21 protein-coding genes and 1 pseudogene are annotated in these 18211 nt (G+C 71.0%); 14 read left to right on the forward strand and 8 right to left on the reverse strand.

The features are described 5' to 3' along the window. The first annotated feature begins 175 nt into the window (after window positions 1-175). From ACIBTX_RS18685 to ACIBTX_RS18695, 3 genes and pseudogenes are all read left to right on the forward strand, one after another. Window positions 176-1120 (forward strand): hypothetical protein, encoded by a 945-nt coding sequence (locus ACIBTX_RS18685; RefSeq protein WP_396832777.1) that lies wholly within the window; start codon window positions 176-178, stop codon window positions 1118-1120. A 59-nt stretch (window positions 1121-1179) separates the two neighbouring features. Then, window positions 1180-1542 (forward strand): hypothetical protein, encoded by a 363-nt coding sequence (locus ACIBTX_RS18690; protein ID WP_396832778.1) that lies wholly within the window; start codon window positions 1180-1182, stop codon window positions 1540-1542. Window positions 1543-1558: 16 nt separating this feature from the next. Further along, window positions 1559-1874 (forward strand): annotated as a pseudogene (locus ACIBTX_RS18695) (transposase); the annotation flags it as partial. A gap of 6 nt (window positions 1875-1880) precedes the next feature. Here the strand turns inward: ACIBTX_RS18695 and ACIBTX_RS18700 are convergent. Genes ACIBTX_RS18700 through ACIBTX_RS18710 form a run of 3 tightly spaced genes read right to left on the reverse strand, consistent with a single transcriptional unit; the run spans window position 1881 to window position 4077 of the window. Beyond that, entirely contained in the window at window positions 1881-2378 is a 498-nt protein-coding gene (locus tag ACIBTX_RS18700) for a DUF3237 domain-containing protein (protein WP_396832779.1), read from the reverse strand. After that, the gene (locus ACIBTX_RS18705) at window positions 2375-2842 is read right to left on the reverse strand and encodes a MarR family transcriptional regulator (RefSeq protein WP_357120946.1); all 468 of its coding nucleotides are present in this window, start codon (window positions 2840-2842) and stop codon (window positions 2375-2377) included. The genes ACIBTX_RS18700 and ACIBTX_RS18705 overlap by 4 nt, the downstream gene beginning before the upstream one ends. Next, window positions 2839-4077 carry a flavin-dependent oxidoreductase gene (locus ACIBTX_RS18710; RefSeq protein ID WP_396832780.1) on the reverse strand — a complete coding sequence of 413 codons (1239 nt, stop codon included), beginning with the start codon at window positions 4075-4077 and terminating at the stop codon, window positions 2839-2841. The genes ACIBTX_RS18705 and ACIBTX_RS18710 overlap by 4 nt, the downstream gene beginning before the upstream one ends. 238 nt (window positions 4078-4315) lie before the next feature. On the opposite strand from ACIBTX_RS18710, the gene ACIBTX_RS18715 reads away from it, so the two are divergent. The 7 genes from ACIBTX_RS18715 (at window position 4316) to ACIBTX_RS18745 (ending at window position 9315) form a co-directional block, all read left to right on the forward strand. Then, entirely contained in the window at window positions 4316-5290 is a 975-nt protein-coding gene (locus tag ACIBTX_RS18715) for an ABC transporter substrate-binding protein (RefSeq protein WP_357172051.1), read from the forward strand. Window positions 5291-5297: 7 nt separating this feature from the next. Further along, window positions 5298-6068, forward strand: coding sequence for an ABC transporter permease (locus ACIBTX_RS18720; protein ID WP_357120936.1), 771 nt, complete (start codon window positions 5298-5300; stop codon window positions 6066-6068). Further along, window positions 6065-6880, forward strand: a complete 816-nt coding sequence (locus ACIBTX_RS18725) for an ABC transporter permease (protein ID WP_357120933.1) — start codon at window positions 6065-6067, stop codon at window positions 6878-6880. Before ACIBTX_RS18720 ends, ACIBTX_RS18725 begins: the two co-directional genes overlap by 4 nt. Beyond that, the gene (locus ACIBTX_RS18730) at window positions 6873-7673 is read left to right on the forward strand and encodes an ABC transporter ATP-binding protein (RefSeq protein ID WP_357120930.1); all 801 of its coding nucleotides are present in this window, start codon (window positions 6873-6875) and stop codon (window positions 7671-7673) included. The genes ACIBTX_RS18725 and ACIBTX_RS18730 overlap by 8 nt, the downstream gene beginning before the upstream one ends. A gap of 177 nt (window positions 7674-7850) precedes the next feature. After that, window positions 7851-8576, forward strand: coding sequence for a sulfite exporter TauE/SafE family protein (locus tag ACIBTX_RS18735; protein ID WP_357120927.1), 726 nt, complete (start codon window positions 7851-7853; stop codon window positions 8574-8576). A gap of 10 nt (window positions 8577-8586) precedes the next feature. Continuing rightward, entirely contained in the window at window positions 8587-9150 is a 564-nt protein-coding gene (locus ACIBTX_RS18740; protein WP_396832781.1) for a hypothetical protein, read from the forward strand. 24 nt (window positions 9151-9174) lie between these two features. Next, a complete protein-coding gene (locus ACIBTX_RS18745; protein ID WP_357120921.1) occupies window positions 9175-9315 on the forward strand; it encodes a hypothetical protein in 141 nt (46 codons plus the stop codon). An 8-nt stretch (window positions 9316-9323) separates the two neighbouring features. On the opposite strand, the gene ACIBTX_RS18750 is transcribed toward ACIBTX_RS18745, so the two are convergent. Both ACIBTX_RS18750 and ACIBTX_RS18755 read right to left on the reverse strand, forming a co-directional pair. Next, window positions 9324-9704, reverse strand: coding sequence for a hypothetical protein (locus ACIBTX_RS18750; protein WP_357120918.1), 381 nt, complete (start codon window positions 9702-9704; stop codon window positions 9324-9326). A 205-nt stretch (window positions 9705-9909) separates the two neighbouring features. Further along, on the reverse strand, window positions 9910-10362 hold the full coding sequence (locus tag ACIBTX_RS18755; protein WP_357120915.1) for a hypothetical protein: 453 nt from the start codon (window positions 10360-10362) through the stop codon (window positions 9910-9912). A gap of 386 nt (window positions 10363-10748) precedes the next feature. Here ACIBTX_RS18755 and cutA point away from each other — a divergent pair, with 386 nt between their 5' ends. Continuing rightward, complete coding sequence (gene cutA / locus ACIBTX_RS18760) at window positions 10749-10946, forward strand: divalent cation tolerance protein CutA (protein WP_396832798.1); 198 nt, start codon at window positions 10749-10751, stop codon at window positions 10944-10946. Window positions 10947-10967: 21 nt separating this feature from the next. On the opposite strand, the gene ACIBTX_RS18765 is transcribed toward cutA, so the two are convergent. The 3 genes from ACIBTX_RS18765 to ACIBTX_RS18775 all read right to left on the reverse strand — a co-directional run bounded on the left by ACIBTX_RS18765 (window position 10968) and on the right by ACIBTX_RS18775 (window position 15492). Further along, entirely contained in the window at window positions 10968-11630 is a 663-nt protein-coding gene (locus ACIBTX_RS18765; RefSeq protein WP_396832782.1) for a hypothetical protein, read from the reverse strand. Window positions 11631-12132: 502 nt separating this feature from the next. Next, window positions 12133-12498 carry a hypothetical protein gene (locus tag ACIBTX_RS18770; RefSeq protein WP_357120909.1) on the reverse strand — a complete coding sequence of 122 codons (366 nt, stop codon included), beginning with the start codon at window positions 12496-12498 and terminating at the stop codon, window positions 12133-12135. 378 nt (window positions 12499-12876) lie between these two features. Next, a complete protein-coding gene (locus ACIBTX_RS18775) occupies window positions 12877-15492 on the reverse strand; it encodes a CHAT domain-containing protein (RefSeq protein WP_396832783.1) in 2616 nt (871 codons plus the stop codon). A gap of 179 nt (window positions 15493-15671) precedes the next feature. Here ACIBTX_RS18775 and ACIBTX_RS18780 point away from each other — a divergent pair, with 179 nt between their 5' ends. The 3 genes from ACIBTX_RS18780 (at window position 15672) to ACIBTX_RS18790 (ending at window position 18187) form a co-directional block, all read left to right on the forward strand. Continuing rightward, window positions 15672-16982 carry a S8/S53 family peptidase gene (locus ACIBTX_RS18780; protein ID WP_357120903.1) on the forward strand — a complete coding sequence of 437 codons (1311 nt, stop codon included), beginning with the start codon at window positions 15672-15674 and terminating at the stop codon, window positions 16980-16982. A 103-nt stretch (window positions 16983-17085) separates the two neighbouring features. Then, entirely contained in the window at window positions 17086-17751 is a 666-nt protein-coding gene (locus tag ACIBTX_RS18785) for an RNA polymerase sigma factor (protein ID WP_396832784.1), read from the forward strand. Further along, window positions 17726-18187: a hypothetical protein gene (locus ACIBTX_RS18790; RefSeq protein ID WP_357120897.1), complete on the forward strand. Its 462-nt coding sequence runs from the start codon at window positions 17726-17728 to the stop codon at window positions 18185-18187. Before ACIBTX_RS18785 ends, ACIBTX_RS18790 begins: the two co-directional genes overlap by 26 nt. The last annotated feature ends 24 nt before the right edge of the window (window positions 18188-18211 follow it).

Consider the following 18211-nt stretch of genomic DNA (forward strand, 5'->3'; position numbering starts at 1 on the left):
CGGCCCTCACCATCGATTGCAGACCGGCCCTCCGGGTCGCGGTGTCGGACCCGGTCGGTGGCGAGCAGCGGTCCGACGGCGGGATCGGCGACACGGCCATCGCTCGTGCGGTAGGGCCGACGCTCGTGCGGTAGGGCCGGCGCCACGGATTCCGACGGACAAGAGAGGGGACGTCATGCGACGAATCAGTGTCGGCGTGGCGGGGACGGCGGTGATCCTGCTGTGTCTGGTCGCGGGGTGCGGTACCCAGCAGAAGCCAGCGGCCGCACCGCGTTCCCTGCCCGCCATACCGCCGCCCAGGCCGGGGACCGCACTGCCCCTGGACGAGTACCTGCCATCGCCCGACGAGCAGGCTCGGTCGGACCGCGCCCAAGCGGCGCTGGAGCGCACCTGTCTGATCCAGTTCGGGCTGCGTTGGGAAGGACCAGACGAGTCCGAGTTGGACTTCGGCCAACGGTCGATCGCGTCGGAGCGTGCCGCGCGGTTCGGGGTGGTCGACGAGGACCAGGCCGCGCAGCGCGGATACGAGGCGCCGCCCTGGAGCACCCACGACCCCGAGGTACGCGCGGCCCTGACCGAGCACCACCACGACACGCCAAGCGAGCTGAACGAGGTGCTCTACGGCCTCGCGTCCCAGTACGGCGGTAAGCGCGTCCCTACGGGCGGGTGCCGAGCCGAGGCGGCCGCCCGGCTGATGACGGGAGCGCCCAGGGCAGACCGGAACCTTCCGGTCCAGTTGGAGCAGCAAGCAGCGGCGGCGAGCACCCGGGATCCCCGGCTTGCTCCGGCCATAGCTGCCTGGGCGTCGTGTATGGAGCTCGCCGGCCACCGCTACGCCTCGCCCAGGACTGCCGCCAACGACCCCCGGTGGACAGGCACCGGCAACCCCACCGAGGCGGAGCGCGCCGTGGCGCTGGCAGACGTCCGATGCCAGAACAAGACCGGCTACCTGCCCACTCTCATCGACGTGACGGCTGAGCACCAGCGCGAGCTGATCAGCCGCCACGCCACCGAACTCGGCCGACTGAAGCACTCGGAGGACACCCGGGCACGGAACGTCGCCGAAGCGCTCTCCGCGGAACCGATGGACCCTTCACCAGGCGGAAGGCCAGCGGGATAGCTCCGCGTGAGAGCAACAGAACAAGACAGCACCATCCGCGAGGGAAGAGAGGACCTGACATGCGACGTATCCTCAAGGCCGGGCTTGGAGCCCTGGCCATCAGCGCAGTCTTCACGGGGCTGTGGGCCGCGCCGGCGAGCGCGCATCCGGTCAATCAGGGGAGCGACGAGGCGACGCACTCCTACGACGGAACCTTCTTGGAGTACTGCGACTACGAGTCCGACGGCCACTCGGTGTGGGTCAACTACTACACCGACGCGTCGACCAGCATGCGCTCGACGGAATCGGTCAATGGCTTCAACCAGTGCGGCCAGTACTACTTCGACAGCGTGCTGACGAACCTCAGGGTCGTCGAGGACAACCCCGCCAGCAGCACCAACTACTACGGCGCTTGGCACGGCTACCCGGTCGCGGGTAACTAGCCCCAACACGAGGACGATCACGGTGAGAACGGCGGGTGCCACGGGGCCCCGCCGTTCTCTCACGGTTCGGAGGCGGGCTGCGGCAGCGCCGCTGGCGAGCAAGAATGGCTGGACCCTGGCCGAAGCGCCGGCGACACCACCCCGGATCGGATGCAGCGGCTGCTCAACCGGTCCGCGTGGGAAATGGACGCGGTCCGCGATGACCTGTTCGTCTACGTGGCCGAGCACCTCGGCGACGACGACGGGGTGCTCATCGTCGACGAGACCGGCTTGCTGAAGAAGGGGATCAAGTCCGCCGGGTGCAGCGTCAGTACTCGGGCACGGCCGGGCGGGAACAGCTACGTGACGCGGTAGGCGGTGTAGCGGACCTGGTCGGCCTCGCGGATCGCCGATGCCACGAAGACGGACTGCTCCAGGACGGCCAGCGCGGGCACGGACGTCTCCAGTCGTACGCCCAGGCGGAAGTAGTACTCGGACACCTCGACGGCGTCGCCGCGCAGCAACGCCTCGAGGACCTCCGCGCGGCCGCTGCGGACGCCGAACGTCCGCAGGTAGACGTGACCGCCGTCGGCGGTACGCGCCGAGTAGCGCGTGTCGATCTCGATCGCGCCGTCGGGGCGAACGACCTGCCAGTCGGCGCCGCCGGGCAGGATGTCGGCCTCGAAGAGACCGGTGACCCGGCCGCCGACAACAGGCACCACGCGACGGTGACCGGCACGGGTCATCCCGTGGTCCTCCAGCGCGCCGAGGCGCACCTCCACCTCGAACGCGGACTCGAGCCCGGGAACCGGCGGGGCGGTCACGGGGTCCCGACCGGCGGATCGGCGCGTACTCATGGAGTGTCCTTGACGTGCGCGAGGGCGTCGCGGAGGCGTTCCAGCGCGGGCACCGCCGCGGCGAGGGCCGCGCGGTCCGCCGCCGGCAGGGTCGCCGCGGCGCGGGCGACCAGGTCTCCGCTCGCGAGGTCGAAGCGGTCGAACAGGTCGCGGGCCTTCGCGGTGGCGAGGACGTCGACGTGGCGGTGGTTGCCGGGACGGGGGCGACGCTCGACGAGACCGTTGCCCTCCATCGCGGTGAGCAGGTTGCTGACCGTGGATCGGCTCAGGCGCAGCCGCTCGGCCAGTTCACCGGGGCCGGCCACGGTGCCTCGGGGCAGGGCCCGCACGATCTCGATCTGCGCGTCCGGGATCTCCGGCAGGTGCTCGGCGGCCCGGGCTGCGGCCAGCAGCGTGCGGCGCAGCGGCGAGATCACCGACGCCAGTCGCGCCGCGTCCAGTTCGGTCGGCTCCGGGCCGGTCACGACAGGACGCCCGGGACGGCCGTCGGCGTCAGGGAGGCTCGTTCGTTGAGGTCGGCGGGGAGGAAACCGGCCGCCTTCTTGTAGCCGGTGGCGATGGCGGTGAGCTCCTCCGGCGGGATGACGTCGTGGATGTGCGTGAACCCGTCCGGCGCGCGCTCGTGGGCGAGCACCATCACCTGTTCCGGGCCCTGCCGCCGGTTGCTCAGCACCAGCGCGGTGGTCGCGGGCCGCCGGGCCGCCTCGTAGGCGTCGAGCGCCGCCCGGACCGTCGGCGCGGTGGCGAGGTGGAAGGCGAGGGTACGTGCGTCCAGGATCGCCTGCGACGCCCCGTTGGAACCGTTCGGATACATCGGGTGGGCCGCGTCGCCGAGCAGCGTGGTGTTGCCGTGGGTCCACGTGTCGATCGGATTGCGGTCCACCATGGGGTATTCGAGGATCTCGTCGGCGGCGGCCAGCAGTTCCGGCACGTTGAGCCACGCGAAACGCCAGTCCGCGAAGAGCGAGACGACCGGCGCGGGGTCGACCGTCCGGTTCCAGTCCGCGTTGGGCCCGGCGAAACCGGGCCCGCGCCGCTCGGCGACGACGTTGATAAGACCGGAGCCGATCGGGTACGCCACGAACTTCTGCTCTGCGTCCCCGGCCATGATCATGGTTCGCCCGTCCAGGAATCCGGGTGCCCGTGCCGTCCCCCGCCACAGGGTCAGCCCGTTCCACAGTGGCGCCCCCTCGCCGGGCCGATGGAGGCGGCGCAGCGCGGAGTGGATGCCGTCCGCTCCGACGATCAGGTCACCAGCGACGCTCACCTCCCCCGCCGCCGTCTCGAAGTGCGCGACGCCGTCGCGGACGCCGACGAGCCGGTGCCCGGTGCGCACCGCGTCGGCGCCCAGCCGTTCCCGTACCACGGCGAGCAGTTCCATCTGGAACCGGCCGCGGTGCACGGAAAGCTGCGGCCAGCGATATCCGGCGTCCAGTCCGCGTGGCTCGCTCCAGATCTGCTGACCGTAGCGGTTGTAGTAGGCAAGCGTGCCGGGTGCGGTGCCCAGCCTTTCCATGCGTTCCCCGAGACCCAATTCGGCCAGCTCGCGGACGGCGTGCGGGAGCAGATTGATTCCGACGCCGAGTGGGCGCAGCGCGGCGGCGCGCTCGTAGACGGTGATCTCACGGAAGCCGGCCCGGTGCAGGCTGAGCGCGGTGGCGAGGCCTCCGATGCCAGCTCCCACGATCACGATTGCCACGTCGTCGCCCTCTCCGCCCCACGCCACCAACCGCACAGTTTGGTGACAAAATCGTCGGCCGTCAAGACGTGTTCACATCGCCATCGGACCACTCGCACCGCTCTGCGATTCGGCCTTTAAGAATTCTTGACAATCAATCGCTGCTGCATGACGCTGATCGACGCGGTCGGATGCTTCCGGCACTCCGTCGACCCCACTTGTCAGGCTGCACAAGCGCTGCGCACGGAAGGGCCCGTCCATGAAGAAGGTCACCGCCCTCGCTGTTCTCGCCGGCGTCGTGATCGCCCTGACCGGCTGCACGGATTCCGATGCCACCGATCCGTCCCCCGGGGCGAGCGGCGACCTGCGGAAGGTCCGCGTGGCGGCGCTGCCGATCAGCGAGACCGCCGCGCTGTGGGGCGGCATCAAGGCGGGCATCTTCCGGGAGCAGGGCCTCGACGTGGAGGTGGTGCCGGCACAGGGCGGCGCCCAGGCCATCCCGGCCCTGATCAACGGCGACATCGACTTCGCCATCGGCCAGCCGTTCGGCCCGTTCCGCGCCGATCTGCAGAACCTCGGCGTGGTGATCATCGGGAACTACGCGTCGTCCTACGCCGACGGCGACGACATCAACGCCGTGGTGGCGTCCGCGAAGTCCGGTATCACCCGGCCGGCCCAGCTCGCCGGACGCAAGGTGTCGGTGAACAGCCTGGGCGCCGCCGGCGATGTCACGATCATGGCAGCGGTCGAGAAGGACGGCGGCGATCCCACCAAGGTCAAGTTCGTCGAGGTGGCTTTCCCGGACGCACCGGCCCAGCTCGCCGCCGGCACCATCGACGCCGCCTGGGTGACCGAACCGTTCATCACCCAGATGCGCAAGCGCGGTGACGTCCTCGTGGTCGCTCCGTACCAGGCCACCGTTCCCGGGCTCACCACCCTGACCACGATCACGTCGAACAAACTGAAGGACTCCGACGCCGAGCTGATCGCGGACTTCTCGGCGGCGATGAAAAAGACGCTCACCTGGGCCAAGGATCCGGCGAACGAGAAGGACCTCCGCCAGGCCATCAAGGACAACCTCGAACTGCCGGAGCCGGTGGCGGACTCGGTACGGCTCCCGGCATTCGGGTGGGAGCTCGACCGGGCCGGCCTGGAGCAACTGGCGACGCTGGCCCAGAAGTACCGCGTCCTCGACCGGCGACCCGACTTCGACCGCCTCATTCAGCAGCAGTAGCCGACCGATGCGCAAGATCCTGCTGGGCGCCGTGGGTCTGCTGGGGTTCCTCGTCGTCTGGCAACTGATCCCGACACTGGGACTGGCCGACCCGCACGACCTGCCGTACGCGACGGACGTGTTCGGGTGGCTGTTCCAGGAGGTCCGCGACCTGGCGTTCTGGCGGCGGCTCCGGCTCACCATGACGTCCTGGGCGATCGGCCTGACGGTGGCGACGCTCGCCGCCGTCGCGCTGGGGACCGTGGTCGGGATGGTGCCGTTCCTGCGTCGCGCCACGCACACGACAGTCGAGTTCCTGCGGCCGGTGCCGTCGGTCGCGCTGATCCCCCTCGCCGTGCTGATGTTCGGCCTGCAGATGCGCGCCGCACTCGTCATCATCGTCTACGCGGCGTTCTGGCAGGTGTTCGTGCAGGTGATCTACGGCGTCGCCGACGTCGACACGGTCGCCCGGGACACCGCGCGGAGCTTCGGCCTCACCCGCTACGAGCGGCTGCGGTATCTCGTCCTTCCGACCGCTCTGCCGTACCTGATGACCGGCCTGCGCCTCGCCGCGACGGTCGCGCTCATCCTGGCCGTCACCGCGGAGATGGTGATCGGTAACCCCGGCCTCGGACGCATGATCGAGCTGTCGCGCTCCGCCGGGGACGCCGTCGGCCTCTACGGCCTCGTCGTGGTCACCGGGCTTCTCGGCGTGGTGGTGAACGTCGTGTTCCGCTTCGCCGAACGCCGCTCGTTGGCCTGGCACCAGTCGGTGCTCGCGGACGAGGCAACCCGATGACCGCCCTCGGGGCGGGCAGGGCCGCCCGGCGCGGCCTCGGCGTCCGGGTCGCCGAGGACGTCCTGTACGCGGTCGGGCTTCCCGTCCTGGCCGTGGGGCTCTGGGCCGTCTGGTCCACCCGGTCGGCCAACCGGTTCCTCGTCGGCCCCCGCCCGCTCCTCGACGCGTTCCGGCAGACCTGGATCGGCCCGGCGTTCGTCGACGACGTGCTGCCCAGCGTGTACCGGCTGCTGGCCGGCCTGCTCGCGTCGATCGTGCTCGGCGTCGCCGGGGGTGTCCTCATCGGCCGGTTCCGCCCGCTACGCGAGATCCTCGAACCGCTGCTGGAGTTCTTCCGCGCGATTCCGCCACCGGTGCTGATTCCGGTCGCGATGCTCCTGCTCGGCATCACCGACACCATGAAGGTCGTCGTCATCTCCTCCGGCGCGATCTGGCCGATCCTGCTGAACACGATCGAGGGCGTCCGGGCGACCGACAGCGTGCTGCTGGAGACCGCCGACTCGTACCGGATCTCCCGGTGGGAACGGGTGTGGCTGCTGATCCTCCCGGCGGCGAGTCCGCGCATCATGACCGGCGTACGGCAGGCGCTCTCGGTGGCCCTGATCCTCATGGTCATCTCGGAGATGTTCGCGTCCTCGGCCGGCCTCGGCTACCGGATCGCCTACTTCCAGCGGAACTACCTCATCGCCGAGATGTGGAGCGGCATCCTCCTGCTCGGCCTCATCGGCGTCCTCCTCGCCGTGGCCTTCGGCGTCGTCGAACGCCGCGTCCTGCGCTGGTACCACGGAATGAGGGAGGTCACCCGTGCCTGACGCGAGTCCGCTGCTGCGGGTCGAGCACCTGCGCAAGGTCTACGCCTCCGGCCGGGGCGAGGTCGAGGCGATCGGGGATCTCAGTTTCACCATGATGCCCGGCGAACTGCTGTGCGTCGTCGGCCCGTCGGGCTGCGGAAAGACCACCCTCCTGAAATGCCTCGCCGGACTGCTCCGGCCCACCAGCGGCCTCGTCACGATGGAGGGATCTCCGGTGACGGGCCCGAGCCCGGCGATGGCAGTGGTGTTCCAGGAGTACGGCCGCAGCCTCTATCCCTGGCTCACGGTCCGGGGCAATGTGGAGCTTCCCCTTCGACACCAGAAGCTCTCCCGCGCCGAACGCGACCGGAGGGTCGCCGACGCCCTTGACGCGGTCGGACTGCCGCAGTCGGCACGCAGCCATCCGTGGCAGCTCTCCGGCGGGATGCAGCAACGGGTGGCCATCGCGCGCGCCATCGCGTACCGACCCGAAGTGCTGATCATGGACGAGCCGTTCGCGGCGGTGGACGCACAGACCCGCGCGGACCTGGAGGACCTCGTACGCGACCTGCACCTGAACCGCCGCATCTCCACTGTCTTCGTGACGCACGACATCGACGAGTCCGTGTATCTGGGCCAGCGCGTGCTCGTCCTGTCCCACTCGCCGACCCGGGTGCAGGAAGACCTCGTGATCGACCTCCCGCCAGAGCGCGATCAGCTCACCACCCGGGCGCTGCCCCGCTTCACCGAGCTGCGGACCCACGTCTACGCGCAGATCCAGCGGGCGAAGCGTGCGCCGGCCTCGGCACCGTGACGCGCCCCGCCGACCCCGGCAACGCCTATTCCCGCCGGCCGGCGACCGGGCCGCCCGGGCCAGTGCGGGTTTTGGCGCGGTACAGGCGGGCACCGGGCCGATCCCTCGCGATGGCCAGACTCCAAGCCCAGATGCAGGAGCCATAGCCGACGACGATGAGGATGGCAGGCTCAGCTGGTGCACGAGCTGTTGGTCCTGACCACCGCGTCCGCCGCCGCGTTCATCCTGGCCGTGCTGTCCGCGGTGGCCGGTTTCGGCGGTGGGGTGCTGCTGTTACCGGTGTTCACCGCCCTGTTCGGGCTGCGCGTGGCCGTGCCGATGCTGACCCTCACCCAACTGTCCAGCAACGCCTCCCGGGTCTGGCTCAACCGCCACCACCTGCGCTGGCCCTTGATCGGCTGGTTCGCCGTCGGCACCGTCCCCTTGTCCATCGCCGGCGGGCTGCTGCTGGCCCACGCCCCCCTCGGCCCCCTCAAGCGCCTGCTCGGCGTGTTCCTCATCGGCGTGGTCATCTGGCGGGGCCTCACCCCACACCCCCGCAAACCCCGCGACCGGACATTCGCCGCCGTGGGCGCGGCCTCCGGCCTGGGATCCGCCCTCCTCGGCTCAGTCGGCCCGCTGACCGCCCCGTTCTTTCTCGCCTACGGCCTCACCCGCGCCACTTACATCGGCACCGAAGCCGCCAGCGCACTCACCATGCACCTCTCCAAAATCGCCGCCTATGGCGCCAGCGACCTGCTCACCCGCACCGTGCTGCTCTACGGTGCCGCCCTCATCCCCGCCACCCTCGCCGGCGCCTGGGTCGGCAAGAAGGTCGTCGGCCGCATCAGCGATCGGCTGTTCGTCCTATTGGTAGAAATCGGGCTACTCGCCGCCGGCGCACTGTTCCTCGCCGGCCTGTGACTCCCGGCCGGTGCAGCTGGTCCGGGTTGTGCCACCGTCGGGCAACCTGACCGTGGCCCAGCAGCAGGTGTGGCTCGGTCCCACCCTCGCCGGCACCCCGGTCACAATCTGGGTCGACACCGACCGGCTGCACGTCCTGACCGCCGACGGCGCCCGCATCAAGTCCAGCCCATCAAGGCTGTCCCAACGCGATCTCGCCCGGCTCCTGGCCGAGGGCGGTGCACCGGCCGGACCGCCTCCGTTGCCGCAGCCCGAACCACGGACCACCGCCGTCGAGGTCGACCGGATCGTCAACGCCTGCGGCGGCATCAGCATCGCCGGCCGGCAGATCAGCGTCGGCATGCCACTCGCCGGTCAACGGGTCCGGATCCGCCTCGACGGCATACTCCTGCACGTCATCGACGACGCCGGGCAGCTGCGCGGCACCTTGCGCTGTCCACTACCGCCCACCGCGCTCGGCCGCATCCGCGACGCCCGCCCAGCGTCCGCAGTCCCGCCGCCAGCGGCCATCCCTGAGGTGGAACGGGTCGTGTCCAGCAACGGCAGCATCCAGGTCGCGGGGCAACGCATCTAGGTCGGCAAGGTCCACGCCCGCAAGTTGGTATCCGTCGCCCTCGACGGGCACACCATCACCGTCTACGACGCCAACACTCCGGTCGCGGCCGTCCCCCGCCGCAGCACCACCAACCTGAACCGCACCAAGGCGCACCACCACATCACCCGACTGGCTGAGACATGAGCCTGAGGTTAGGCGGAGAACCACCCCACGGCCGAGGCGCGGCGGTAATCCGGCCGGCTCGCCCACGCCTGGCTCCACGCTCGCTCCTGCGTCGAGTCGAGACGTCCGTGCCGGGCGGCGTCAGCGTTTTCGCCCAGCAAGCGGTGCAGCGCCGACGCCGCCTCGACGTCCATTGCGCTGATCTCGTGCAGGACATACCGCCGGGGACGACGGTCGAGTGGATAGACCCCCGCGAACCAGAACTCCCGCCCATCCCACCGGGCCAGCCCGTCGATCGCTCCGTCGTAGAAGTCGTCGCACCACAGAATCTCGACGCCGGACAGCTCGACCAAACCGGCCAACACCGACTCCTCGTGCATCAGTAGGTCTCCGTCAGGTTCCTCAGGCACACGCAAAACCTAGCCTTTCTGCCTCCCGGCGCTACCAGCCTTACCGTCGACAGCAGGCACCAGACCTATTCGATCAAGGCCCTGCGCGAAGGGTCCTGCGACGCCGCTTCGTCAACCATCATGGGAGACCAGGCAAAACGCAGCAGCGCGTCCTCCGTCGGCTGATGTGCGGCACGCGTCCGCCAGGTGATCTGCGGCATTCACTCTACTCAACGGGGTTTTGGCGATTTCTTAAACCAGAATGCAGCAGCCCGGCCGCAATCACCACAAAGGAAACGCCGGGGATTATAAAGATTGTTGCACCAACAGGCGTGCGATGAATTCTATCCAAGCCGAGCGTCAAGAATAGGATGCCTGGAGCGAGCGCGGACATGCCCGCAGCAAAGAAGACTCTAGGAACCTTCCTGGCAAAACCCGACGTCCGGGAAGCAAAGAACATTGCCACAAAGGACGTCGCCGTGAGCACCGCCGCGAGTATCGATGCCGATAGAGTTAGGGCGGCTGGCGTTCGGCGAAAGAGACCCACAGCCGCGCCAGCAAGGTAAATCGCAGGCGCTGCAATAATGCCGCCTAGGACATTGACCAAAACATCACGGCCGAACTTGGCAAGCTCTTTTCGGCGCTTGTTCGCTACGGTGCCAATCGAATCGTCATCCACGACGGCATCGTAGCCAAATCTTCTCGGCTGGATAGCCCGTGCCAACCCGTGCACGGGTGCTGGCGATGTGCATCCTCCGGCGATCGTCTGGCATGCCATCGACGTCCTGAGGCTGAGGGATGGTGAGGTGCGCTCGTTCAACGCAGGCAGAATGGCTTACGTGACGAACCCTGATCCAGACGCGGAGTGGTGGACGACGTCGGAGGTCGCTGAGTACCTCGGCGTCCAAGTCGGCACCGTGAGTTCCTACCGGAACCGCGCCAGATGCCGGAGCCTGACAAGACCCTCGGCCGGACCCATCTGTGGCGTCCGCGAACGATTACGTCCTGGCATGAGGGTCGGCCCCGGCTCGGAAGTCGCGCCGCTGACGTTGGCAGCGGGCAGCCCTGGACAGTCCCTTCACCGGCGAAGAGTGGCAGCTCCTCCTGAAGACGCACGCCCAGCGCTTCGAGGATCTACGAGCCTTCCTCCAAGACCATCACCCTTGGCAGAAACTCGTGATCGCGGCCGTGCCGATCGTGATGAGTTCGGACGAATATGCCGCTTGGGTCAGCCGGACCCTCCTGCTGGACGTGGCGCCGTAGGGGCTACGCCCCGGCGCGCGCTCAAACACCTCTCGCACTCCTAGGGAGGATGCGTTTCAGTGCAGGCCTCTTGCGCTGTTTCCACTCGCACGGTGCCGTGCGCCCGGGCACACCGAGCTCAGCCCGCACCGCGTCGTTGAAGATCACACTGGCCTTGCTCAAGGCATCGCTGTGAGCAGAAACGACCTCTCTCAAAAAAGCCAGCGCCTCTTCGGGTTCGTCCTCCAGTGATGCAACAAAGGCTTCGCGGTCCTCCGCGTCAAGTGACTCGACATGTGCACTAAACTCTTTGAGGACATCACCAAGACAACAAAATGCGGCCGCCCATGCGCCCACGGCGGCATCATGCACGAGCGTGGTCGAGATCAGCCTTGTCCTGTTGGTCATGTCATACATGGGCCTGCCATGCTCGAAACCTAGATCCACCTGTTTAGGCCCGTACTTCAGGAAGTCGGAAAGCTCATTCCGGAACGTCTCGAATGCGTCTGTGAACTCTAAGTAGAGCTTGAGGCGTTCGGCGTGCCAGCGATGCAGATCCTCGCGTTTCGCCTTCCACCGTTCGTTGGCCGTGACCACAACCTGGCCGACGAGGACACCGGCAAGAGCCATAGCACCGGATAACGCCGGCACCGCCCACCAAGACGACGTCATTAGCCCCAAAACCCCGGCGGTTAAGTCCTGCAACACTGCTCCGACGGACCCCGATGTTGGCACACCGAGGCAAGTTCCGCCTGCTAGCCAGCCCGTCGGCCTTCGGCCGCACCTTGGTGGAGTGGGTGGGGCCTGCCCGGACGGACGGTGTCGGGATGGCGCCAACCATCCTGGAGTGCCTGAGGGCCCCGCCGGAGGCTCGCCCTGGTCGTCGCCTTCAACATCGGAGCCCCGGATCTGCCACTCACCATGGCGGCCCGGGGCTTCTTCGTATGTCGCGTCGCCAGCGGGGCTGCAACCGTTCGGGGTGCGCCTCGTGCGATTGCGCTAAGAGGCGCGGGGTCCCCGATCGGCGACCGGTCGGTCGGCCCCTGGTCGGCGGCGCGGGCGGCCTGCGAAGCGGGCCGCCTTGATCACGACGGAGATCTACAGCCAGGTTTCGTCGGCGACAACCCGTGAAGCCCTGCGAGCCCACGGCACATCATCAATCGCTCCAGACGGAACTCGCGGCCAGCGCGGCCGGGTTGAGCGCGCACTATCCAGGGTAGGGCCAGCGGCGTTCAGGCAGCAGTTGCGTCGAACCGTCGGCCTCGATCACCCAGGTACGCGGCTCACACAGCGGGTCATCCAGACTGGCGATCTCTCGACCGGCTGGATCTCGGGCCACCAGCCGCATCGAACGCGCGCAACTGCTTCGCAGCGGAATCAATGCCGAGCTCGTGGCAGACACGCTATGGGTGATGGGGACGCCACCCGTCTCCTCAACCGTCAGCTTGCTCGCCAGATGGTTCTCCACTACGAACGTTTCCGCACTACTGTCGGTATCCATCATCGGAACGCCGAACTGTCGTACCCAGCCAACGGCACCGGCGCAAACCACCACCACGACGGTGATGAGCACGGCCAGAGCCCGCCACAAGCGACGTTGCCGGCCAGATTTCGGGGGCGTTGGTGGTGTTGTCATCGTCTCTCCCGCCGGGCGCCCGGAACGGTCGCCAGTTGCGATCCCTCCTCCGAGGGGGACCAGGTCAGCCTCGGCGACGCTCCAATGTCCCGGCCGTCGACGGCGAGTATCGCGGTGAACGGCGCACCCTGCGCTCTCCCGCCTGGCGCGCGGTCTGCCATTAAGTGTTGCGTTGAACGAGTTCCGGCACAGTACAGGTCGGGGTCCGGGTGCTCGGCGCCATCGTGCCCGGCGCCGGCCCACTGCGCCTGCCCGCACCGCGCACCGCCGCGCTGCGGCTGGTCATGGCCGGCTGAGCGACCGCTCCCGCTCCGGTCAGCCAGCCCCGAAGCAGACGAACGCCGCCGCGGTGGCCCGGGCCGGACCGTCGCCCGCCGCACCGAACGCCCACTGCGCGTCGGCGAGGGCTCGCGCCGGGCCGGCACCCGCCCGCATCCGCGCGTGCAGGTCCAGCATCAGTGCCGTGGTGGGCTCGGCCGGCACGGGCAACACGGTCGCGATCAGGCACCGGGTGCCGAGCGCCAGGAGCACCGCGGTGAACCCCATGACCTCGTCGCCGGGGCGTAGCCCGGTCAGGCCGGAGTCACAGGCGGAGAGCACCACGCAGCCGGGCGGCCGGGCGACCGCCTCCCACTCGTAAGCGAACAGCGGCCCGTCGGCCAGTTCCAGGGTGGAGAACTGTGGGTTGTCCGCGCGGAACGTGCCGTGGGCGGCGATGTGCACCAGCCCCGCCCCGTCCAGCGCGGCGGTCAACGCCGCGGCGGTGGCGTCGGGCCCGGTGAGCCGCCGCGCCCCGGGCAGGACCTGGGCGAGCCGGCATACCTCGGTGTGCCCGGCCGGCAGGCGCGGGCCGGCGGCCAGGACCGGCGGCCCGGCCGGCAGCTCCCGCCGATCCGCCCCGAGCCAGGCGGTGGCCGAGGGGGCGACGGTCACCGGACGCCCCGCGCAGGTGGGCAGCGCCGACCAGGGCACCGCGTGCAGCGCCCCGACCGGGACGATCACCAGGGCCCGGTCGGCCAGCCACCGCCGCAGCGGGGCGAATAGCAGCCGGTCCAGGGCCGCCGCCGCGTCGCCGGCCCCCGCCCGCGCGGCGGCCGCGTCGCCGGTGGTGACCAGCCGGCGCAGGGCGAACCGGTGCCGGCGGGCCAGGTCCGCCGCGGCAGCGAGCGGGCCCAGGTCGTGCAGGCTGGCCCGGCCGTCGCGGACCAGCACCGCCCGGATCCGGTCGCCATGGGCCACCAGCTCGACCAGCACCCGGGAGCCGAGCCGCGCGGCCAGCGCGCCCACCCCGGGCGGGGCCAGCACGGGGCCCCCACCGGGCACCCGCCGGGCCAGGTCCCGGATGCGCTGCTCCAGCCGGGCCTGCCGGCCGCGCAGGGCGGTTGCCGGGCGGCCGGCCAGCACCTCGTCTTCGAGCAGGCCGCTGACCAGTCGGAGCTCAGCGAGCGCCGCCACCAGGTCGGGGTCGGCCGGAGGCCGGGCCGGCCGGGCCCGCAGCGCATTGGCCCGCCACCGCTCCGCCCACGCCAGGACCCGCCCCGGCGCGCCCGCCCGGACCGCGATGTCGAGGCCCTCGGCCGCCAATTCCTGACCGTACGCTCCACTGTGGGCACGCAGCTCCGTGGCGCCGAGCGACATGCGGTGCCGGTCGAGCACGACCAGCCCGCGGCGCAGCGCCTGGGCGGCCCCGGGTTCGTCCCCGTCGAGCCGGCGCGACAGGGCCAGGGCGTACCAGCCCTGTGCTCGCCGGTCGGCGGTGCCGCGACGGCGGGCCCGGGCGGCCACCGCCAGCAGGTTCCGGGCCCGGCCTGGCCGTCCCAGCGCGGCGGCCACCAGGCCGGCCTCGATCCGGGTGGTCAGCGCCGGACCCGGCCACCCGGTGGCGTCGAGCTGATCGGCGGTACGCACCATGGCGGTGAACAGGGGTGCCGAGCGGGTGCCCCGGCGGTACTCGGCGCGCAGCTCGACGTGCCGGGCGAAGACGGCCCAGGTGCGCCGGCCCTGGCGACGGAACCGGGCCCGGGCCGCGGCGGCGGCCTCGGTCGCGGTATCCAGGTCCGCGGCGAGCAGCGCCGCGCGGGCCCGGGCCAGCAGCGCCTCGGCGAGGTCGGAGGCCATGCCCCGGCGCCGCAGTTCCCGGACGGCCGCCGTCGCGACCACCACCGCCTCGTCGACCAGCGGCACCGACAGCAGCAGCTCAACGCGGTCCAGCAGCAGCGCCGGCCGGGGTACGGCGAGCCGCCGGTACTCCTCGTCGACCGTGGCGAAGCAGCGCAGCGCGCCGGCGATGTCGCCGCGCTGGCCGGCCGCGATGCCGCAGTTCCAACGGGCGTCGGCCGCCGCGAGGTCCAGGCCCAGCCGTTGGAAGGCGGCTGCCGCGCGGGACAGGTCGTCGTCGGTGCCGCCGGCGGCGCCCCGGTGGGCGTTGAGCAGCCCCCGGTTGTTGCGCGCCCGCGCCTCCAGCAACAGATCACCCTCGCGCAGGGCGATGTCGACGGCCAGGCCGTAGTCGCGTACCGCCTCGTCGTAGCGACCTCGGTAGTGCAGCACTACGCCCCGCTGCATCCGGGCCCGCCCCGCGTCGGCACCGACGAGCTGCGGCAGCGCGGCGGTCACCGCGCGCAGCGCCGCAGCGGTGTGGCCGGCGTTGGCCAACACGTAGCCCAGGCTCATCCGGGCCAACGCCCGGTTCCGGGGCGTGCCGGCGGCCCGGACCGCGCGGCGCAGGTGGCGCAGGGCGCCGGACAGGTCGTTGAGCTCTCGCAGGGCCAGACCGACGGCCCGCTCAGCGGTGGAGCGCTCGTCGGCCCCGGCCGTGGGCGCGGCGGCCAGCACCCGCTGGGCGATCGCGATCGCCTCGCGCGGGTAGCGCTGGACGGCGTCAAGCGCCGCCTGAGCCGTGCCGGCACCGGAACCGGTGCTGTCGGGCATGCCCCACAGAGTCCCCGAACTGATGCCCAGCCGTCAATGTCTCTGCGGGCCTGTCGGGAATCTGCACCCACCATTAACGCCATTGACACGCACCTATGCTTTGGAAGAATCGACGACACCCGGGAAACGTGGCCACACCGGCCAGTGGCGGGCGCTTCTGCCGACCGCATGGAGGACCCGTGTCGCCTGACCATCCCGCCGCGCCGCGCCCGGCCGGCCAACTGTCCCGACGGCGACTGCTGGCCGCGTCCGCGCTGGCCGCCGCAGCGTCGTTCGCCGTCGGGTCCCGTGCGGCCCCGGCCCGCGCCGGCAGCGGGGACGACGACGCCTACCAGCGCGCCTTCGACGAGGCGCTGGCTGCCGACAAGAACGTCCGCCGGCACACCACACCGGGCCGGGAGTTCCTCTACCGGCCACGGCAGCTGCTCGCCGCCGACGCCGACGCCCAGCGGGTCACCGCCTGGCTGCGTGCCCGCGGACACGTGGTGGCCGTGGGCGACGGCTTCGCCGGGGTCACCCGGCTGCTCTTCGACCGGGAGACCGACGTTCCCGCGCTCGTGACCAAGCTGCGCGACCCCCAACAGTGGCCGGGGCGGCCGGTGCCGAATGTGCAGCCGCACCACGTGCTGCTGGGCTGCGGCAACATCATGGGCAACCCGGGCAGCCCGCCCACGACGGTCGCCGCGCTGCCGCCGCCGGACCCGGCCCGGCTGGGTGAGGGCGCCAGGGTGACCGTCGGGATCTGCGACACCGGCATTTGGCGGCAGGCCGGCGGCTACCACCCACAGTGGCTCGGCGGGGCGTACCTGCCGGAGGTCGACGACGAGGACCCGCTCTACGTGCACACCGACGTACTCGCCCCGCAGGGCGGGCACGGCACCTTCATCGCCGGCGTGGTTCGGCAGGCCGCGCCGGGAGTCCGGGTCGACCCGGAGCAGGCGTTGACCGCCACCGGCATTGGCGACGAGGCGTCGGTGGTGGCCGCGATGGCCCGGCTCGCGCCGGCGGTGTCCGTGGTCAACCTGTCGCTGGGCGGATTCACCCAGGACGACAGGCCGTCGCTGCCCCTGGCCAACGCCGTGGCCGCGCTACCCGCGACGAACGCCGTGGTCGCAGCGGCGGGCAACGCCGGCACCAGCCGGCCGATCTGGCCCGCCGCGCTGGGCCAGGTCGTTGCGGTGGCGGCGGTCAGCCAGGGCTCCGGTGGCGTGGTGCCGGCCACCTACAGCGGGTACGGGCCGTGGGTCGACGTCTGCGCGGTCGGCGAGCGCCACAGCACGTACGTCGAGGGGCAGATGCCGCTGCCGGGCCGCCCGACCCGGGTGTTCCATGGCTTCGCCACCTGGGCCGGTACCTCGTTCGCCACGGCGCACGTCTCCGGTCGGCTCGCCGCCCTGATGACCGCCGGCGGCCTGAGCGCCGACGCGGCCCGGCTGGCGCTGCTCGCGGCGCCGCGCTGGCACCCCGACTACGGCGTGCTCGTCGAATGAGCGACCGGGCCGCGAGCCGATCAGCAGCACCGTGCGGTGGCCCCGGCCGGTGCCGGGTGCAGCGTTGCCGCGGCGGGAACGAGCGGCCGCGAGCGACGGAGCAGTGCCGCACCAGCCGGCGGACGGCGTCGCCGTGACCGACCCGAGCGCAACCGACCTGGTGACCGCCGCGGCGGGCGGGGACGAGTCGGCGTGGGTGGAGCTGGTCCACCGGTACACCCCGCTCGTCTACTCGGTGATCCGGTCCTACGACCTGAGCCGCGCCGACGCCGCCGACGTCAACCAGACCGTCTGGCTGCGTCTCGTCGAGCAGCTGAGCCGGGTACGCGACCCGCAGGCGCTCGCCTCCTGGCTGGCGACCACGGCCCGGCGCGAGTGCTATCGGATGTCCCGCCTCGGCCGTCGCACCCAGCTCTTCGACCCGTACGATGACGCGCTGGACGCGTACCATGGCTTCTCCCGCACGGCGGACGTGGCGGCCCCCGACGAGGAGCTGCTGCGCGCGGAGCGGCGGCAGGCACTGCGGGAGGGCTTCGCGCAGCTGCCACCGCGCTGCCAGAAGCTCCTGGCCCTGTTGACCGCCGACCCGCCGGCCAGCTACCGGGAGATCGCCGAACGGCTGAGCGTGCCGGTCGGCAGCATCGGGCCGACCCAGGCCAGATGCCTGCGTCGGCTACGGGACTGCCCGGCGCTCGCCCCGTTTCTCGGAACGGCCGCAACCCGGACGAACGGAGGTGAACGCGATGGAGCCGTTGCCGCCGGCCGATGACGCGGCCCTGACCGCCGAGCTGGGTGCGGCGCTGCGGGAGGTCGGGTCGGTCCCGGAGGAGTTCCTGACCGCCGCGCGGGCGGCGTTCGCCTGGCGAAACGTTGACGCGGAGGTGGCGCTCGCCGAGCTGACGTTCGACTCGGCGTGCGACGCGGCGCCCGCGCTGACCCGGTCGGCCGAGTCAACGCGGACGCTGTCGTTCCGCAGTGCCGTGGTGACGCTGGAGATCGAGGTGACCGATGCCGGCATCGTCGGTCAACTCGCCCCGCCCCGAGGGGGGCGGGTGTCCGCGCAGACCGCCTCGGGCACGTACGCGGAGGCACCGGTCGACGCGGTGGGCTTCTTCTCGCTGGGCGCTCCCCCGCCCGGCCCGGTCCGGCTGCGCGCCCACACCGACGGCTACTCGGTGGCCACCACCTGGGTTTCGCTGCGCTGACCCACCGTCCACCCGGGACAGCGG

Source organism: Micromonospora sp. NPDC049359, from assembly GCF_044466585.1.
Classification (GTDB): Bacteria; Actinomycetota; Actinomycetes; order Mycobacteriales; family Micromonosporaceae; genus Micromonospora.

Coding starts and splice junctions, on each gene's coding strand:
- ACIBTX_RS18685 (WP_396832777.1), top strand. CDS start 176: ATGCGACGAATCAGTGTCGGCGTGGCGGGGACGGCGGTGATCCTGCTG.
- ACIBTX_RS18690 (WP_396832778.1), top strand. CDS start 1,180: ATGCGACGTATCCTCAAGGCCGGGCTTGGAGCCCTGGCCATCAGCGCA.
- ACIBTX_RS18700 (WP_396832779.1), bottom strand. CDS start 2,378: ATGAGTACGCGCCGATCCGCCGGTCGGGACCCCGTGACCGCCCCGCCG.
- ACIBTX_RS18715 (WP_357172051.1), top strand. CDS start 4,316: ATGAAGAAGGTCACCGCCCTCGCTGTTCTCGCCGGCGTCGTGATCGCC.
- ACIBTX_RS18720 (WP_357120936.1), top strand. CDS start 5,298: ATGCGCAAGATCCTGCTGGGCGCCGTGGGTCTGCTGGGGTTCCTCGTC.
- ACIBTX_RS18725 (WP_357120933.1), top strand. CDS start 6,065: ATGACCGCCCTCGGGGCGGGCAGGGCCGCCCGGCGCGGCCTCGGCGTC.
- ACIBTX_RS18775 (WP_396832783.1), bottom strand. CDS start 15,492: ATGCCCGACAGCACCGGTTCCGGTGCCGGCACGGCTCAGGCGGCGCTT.
- ACIBTX_RS18790 (WP_357120897.1), top strand. CDS start 17,726: ATGGAGCCGTTGCCGCCGGCCGATGACGCGGCCCTGACCGCCGAGCTG.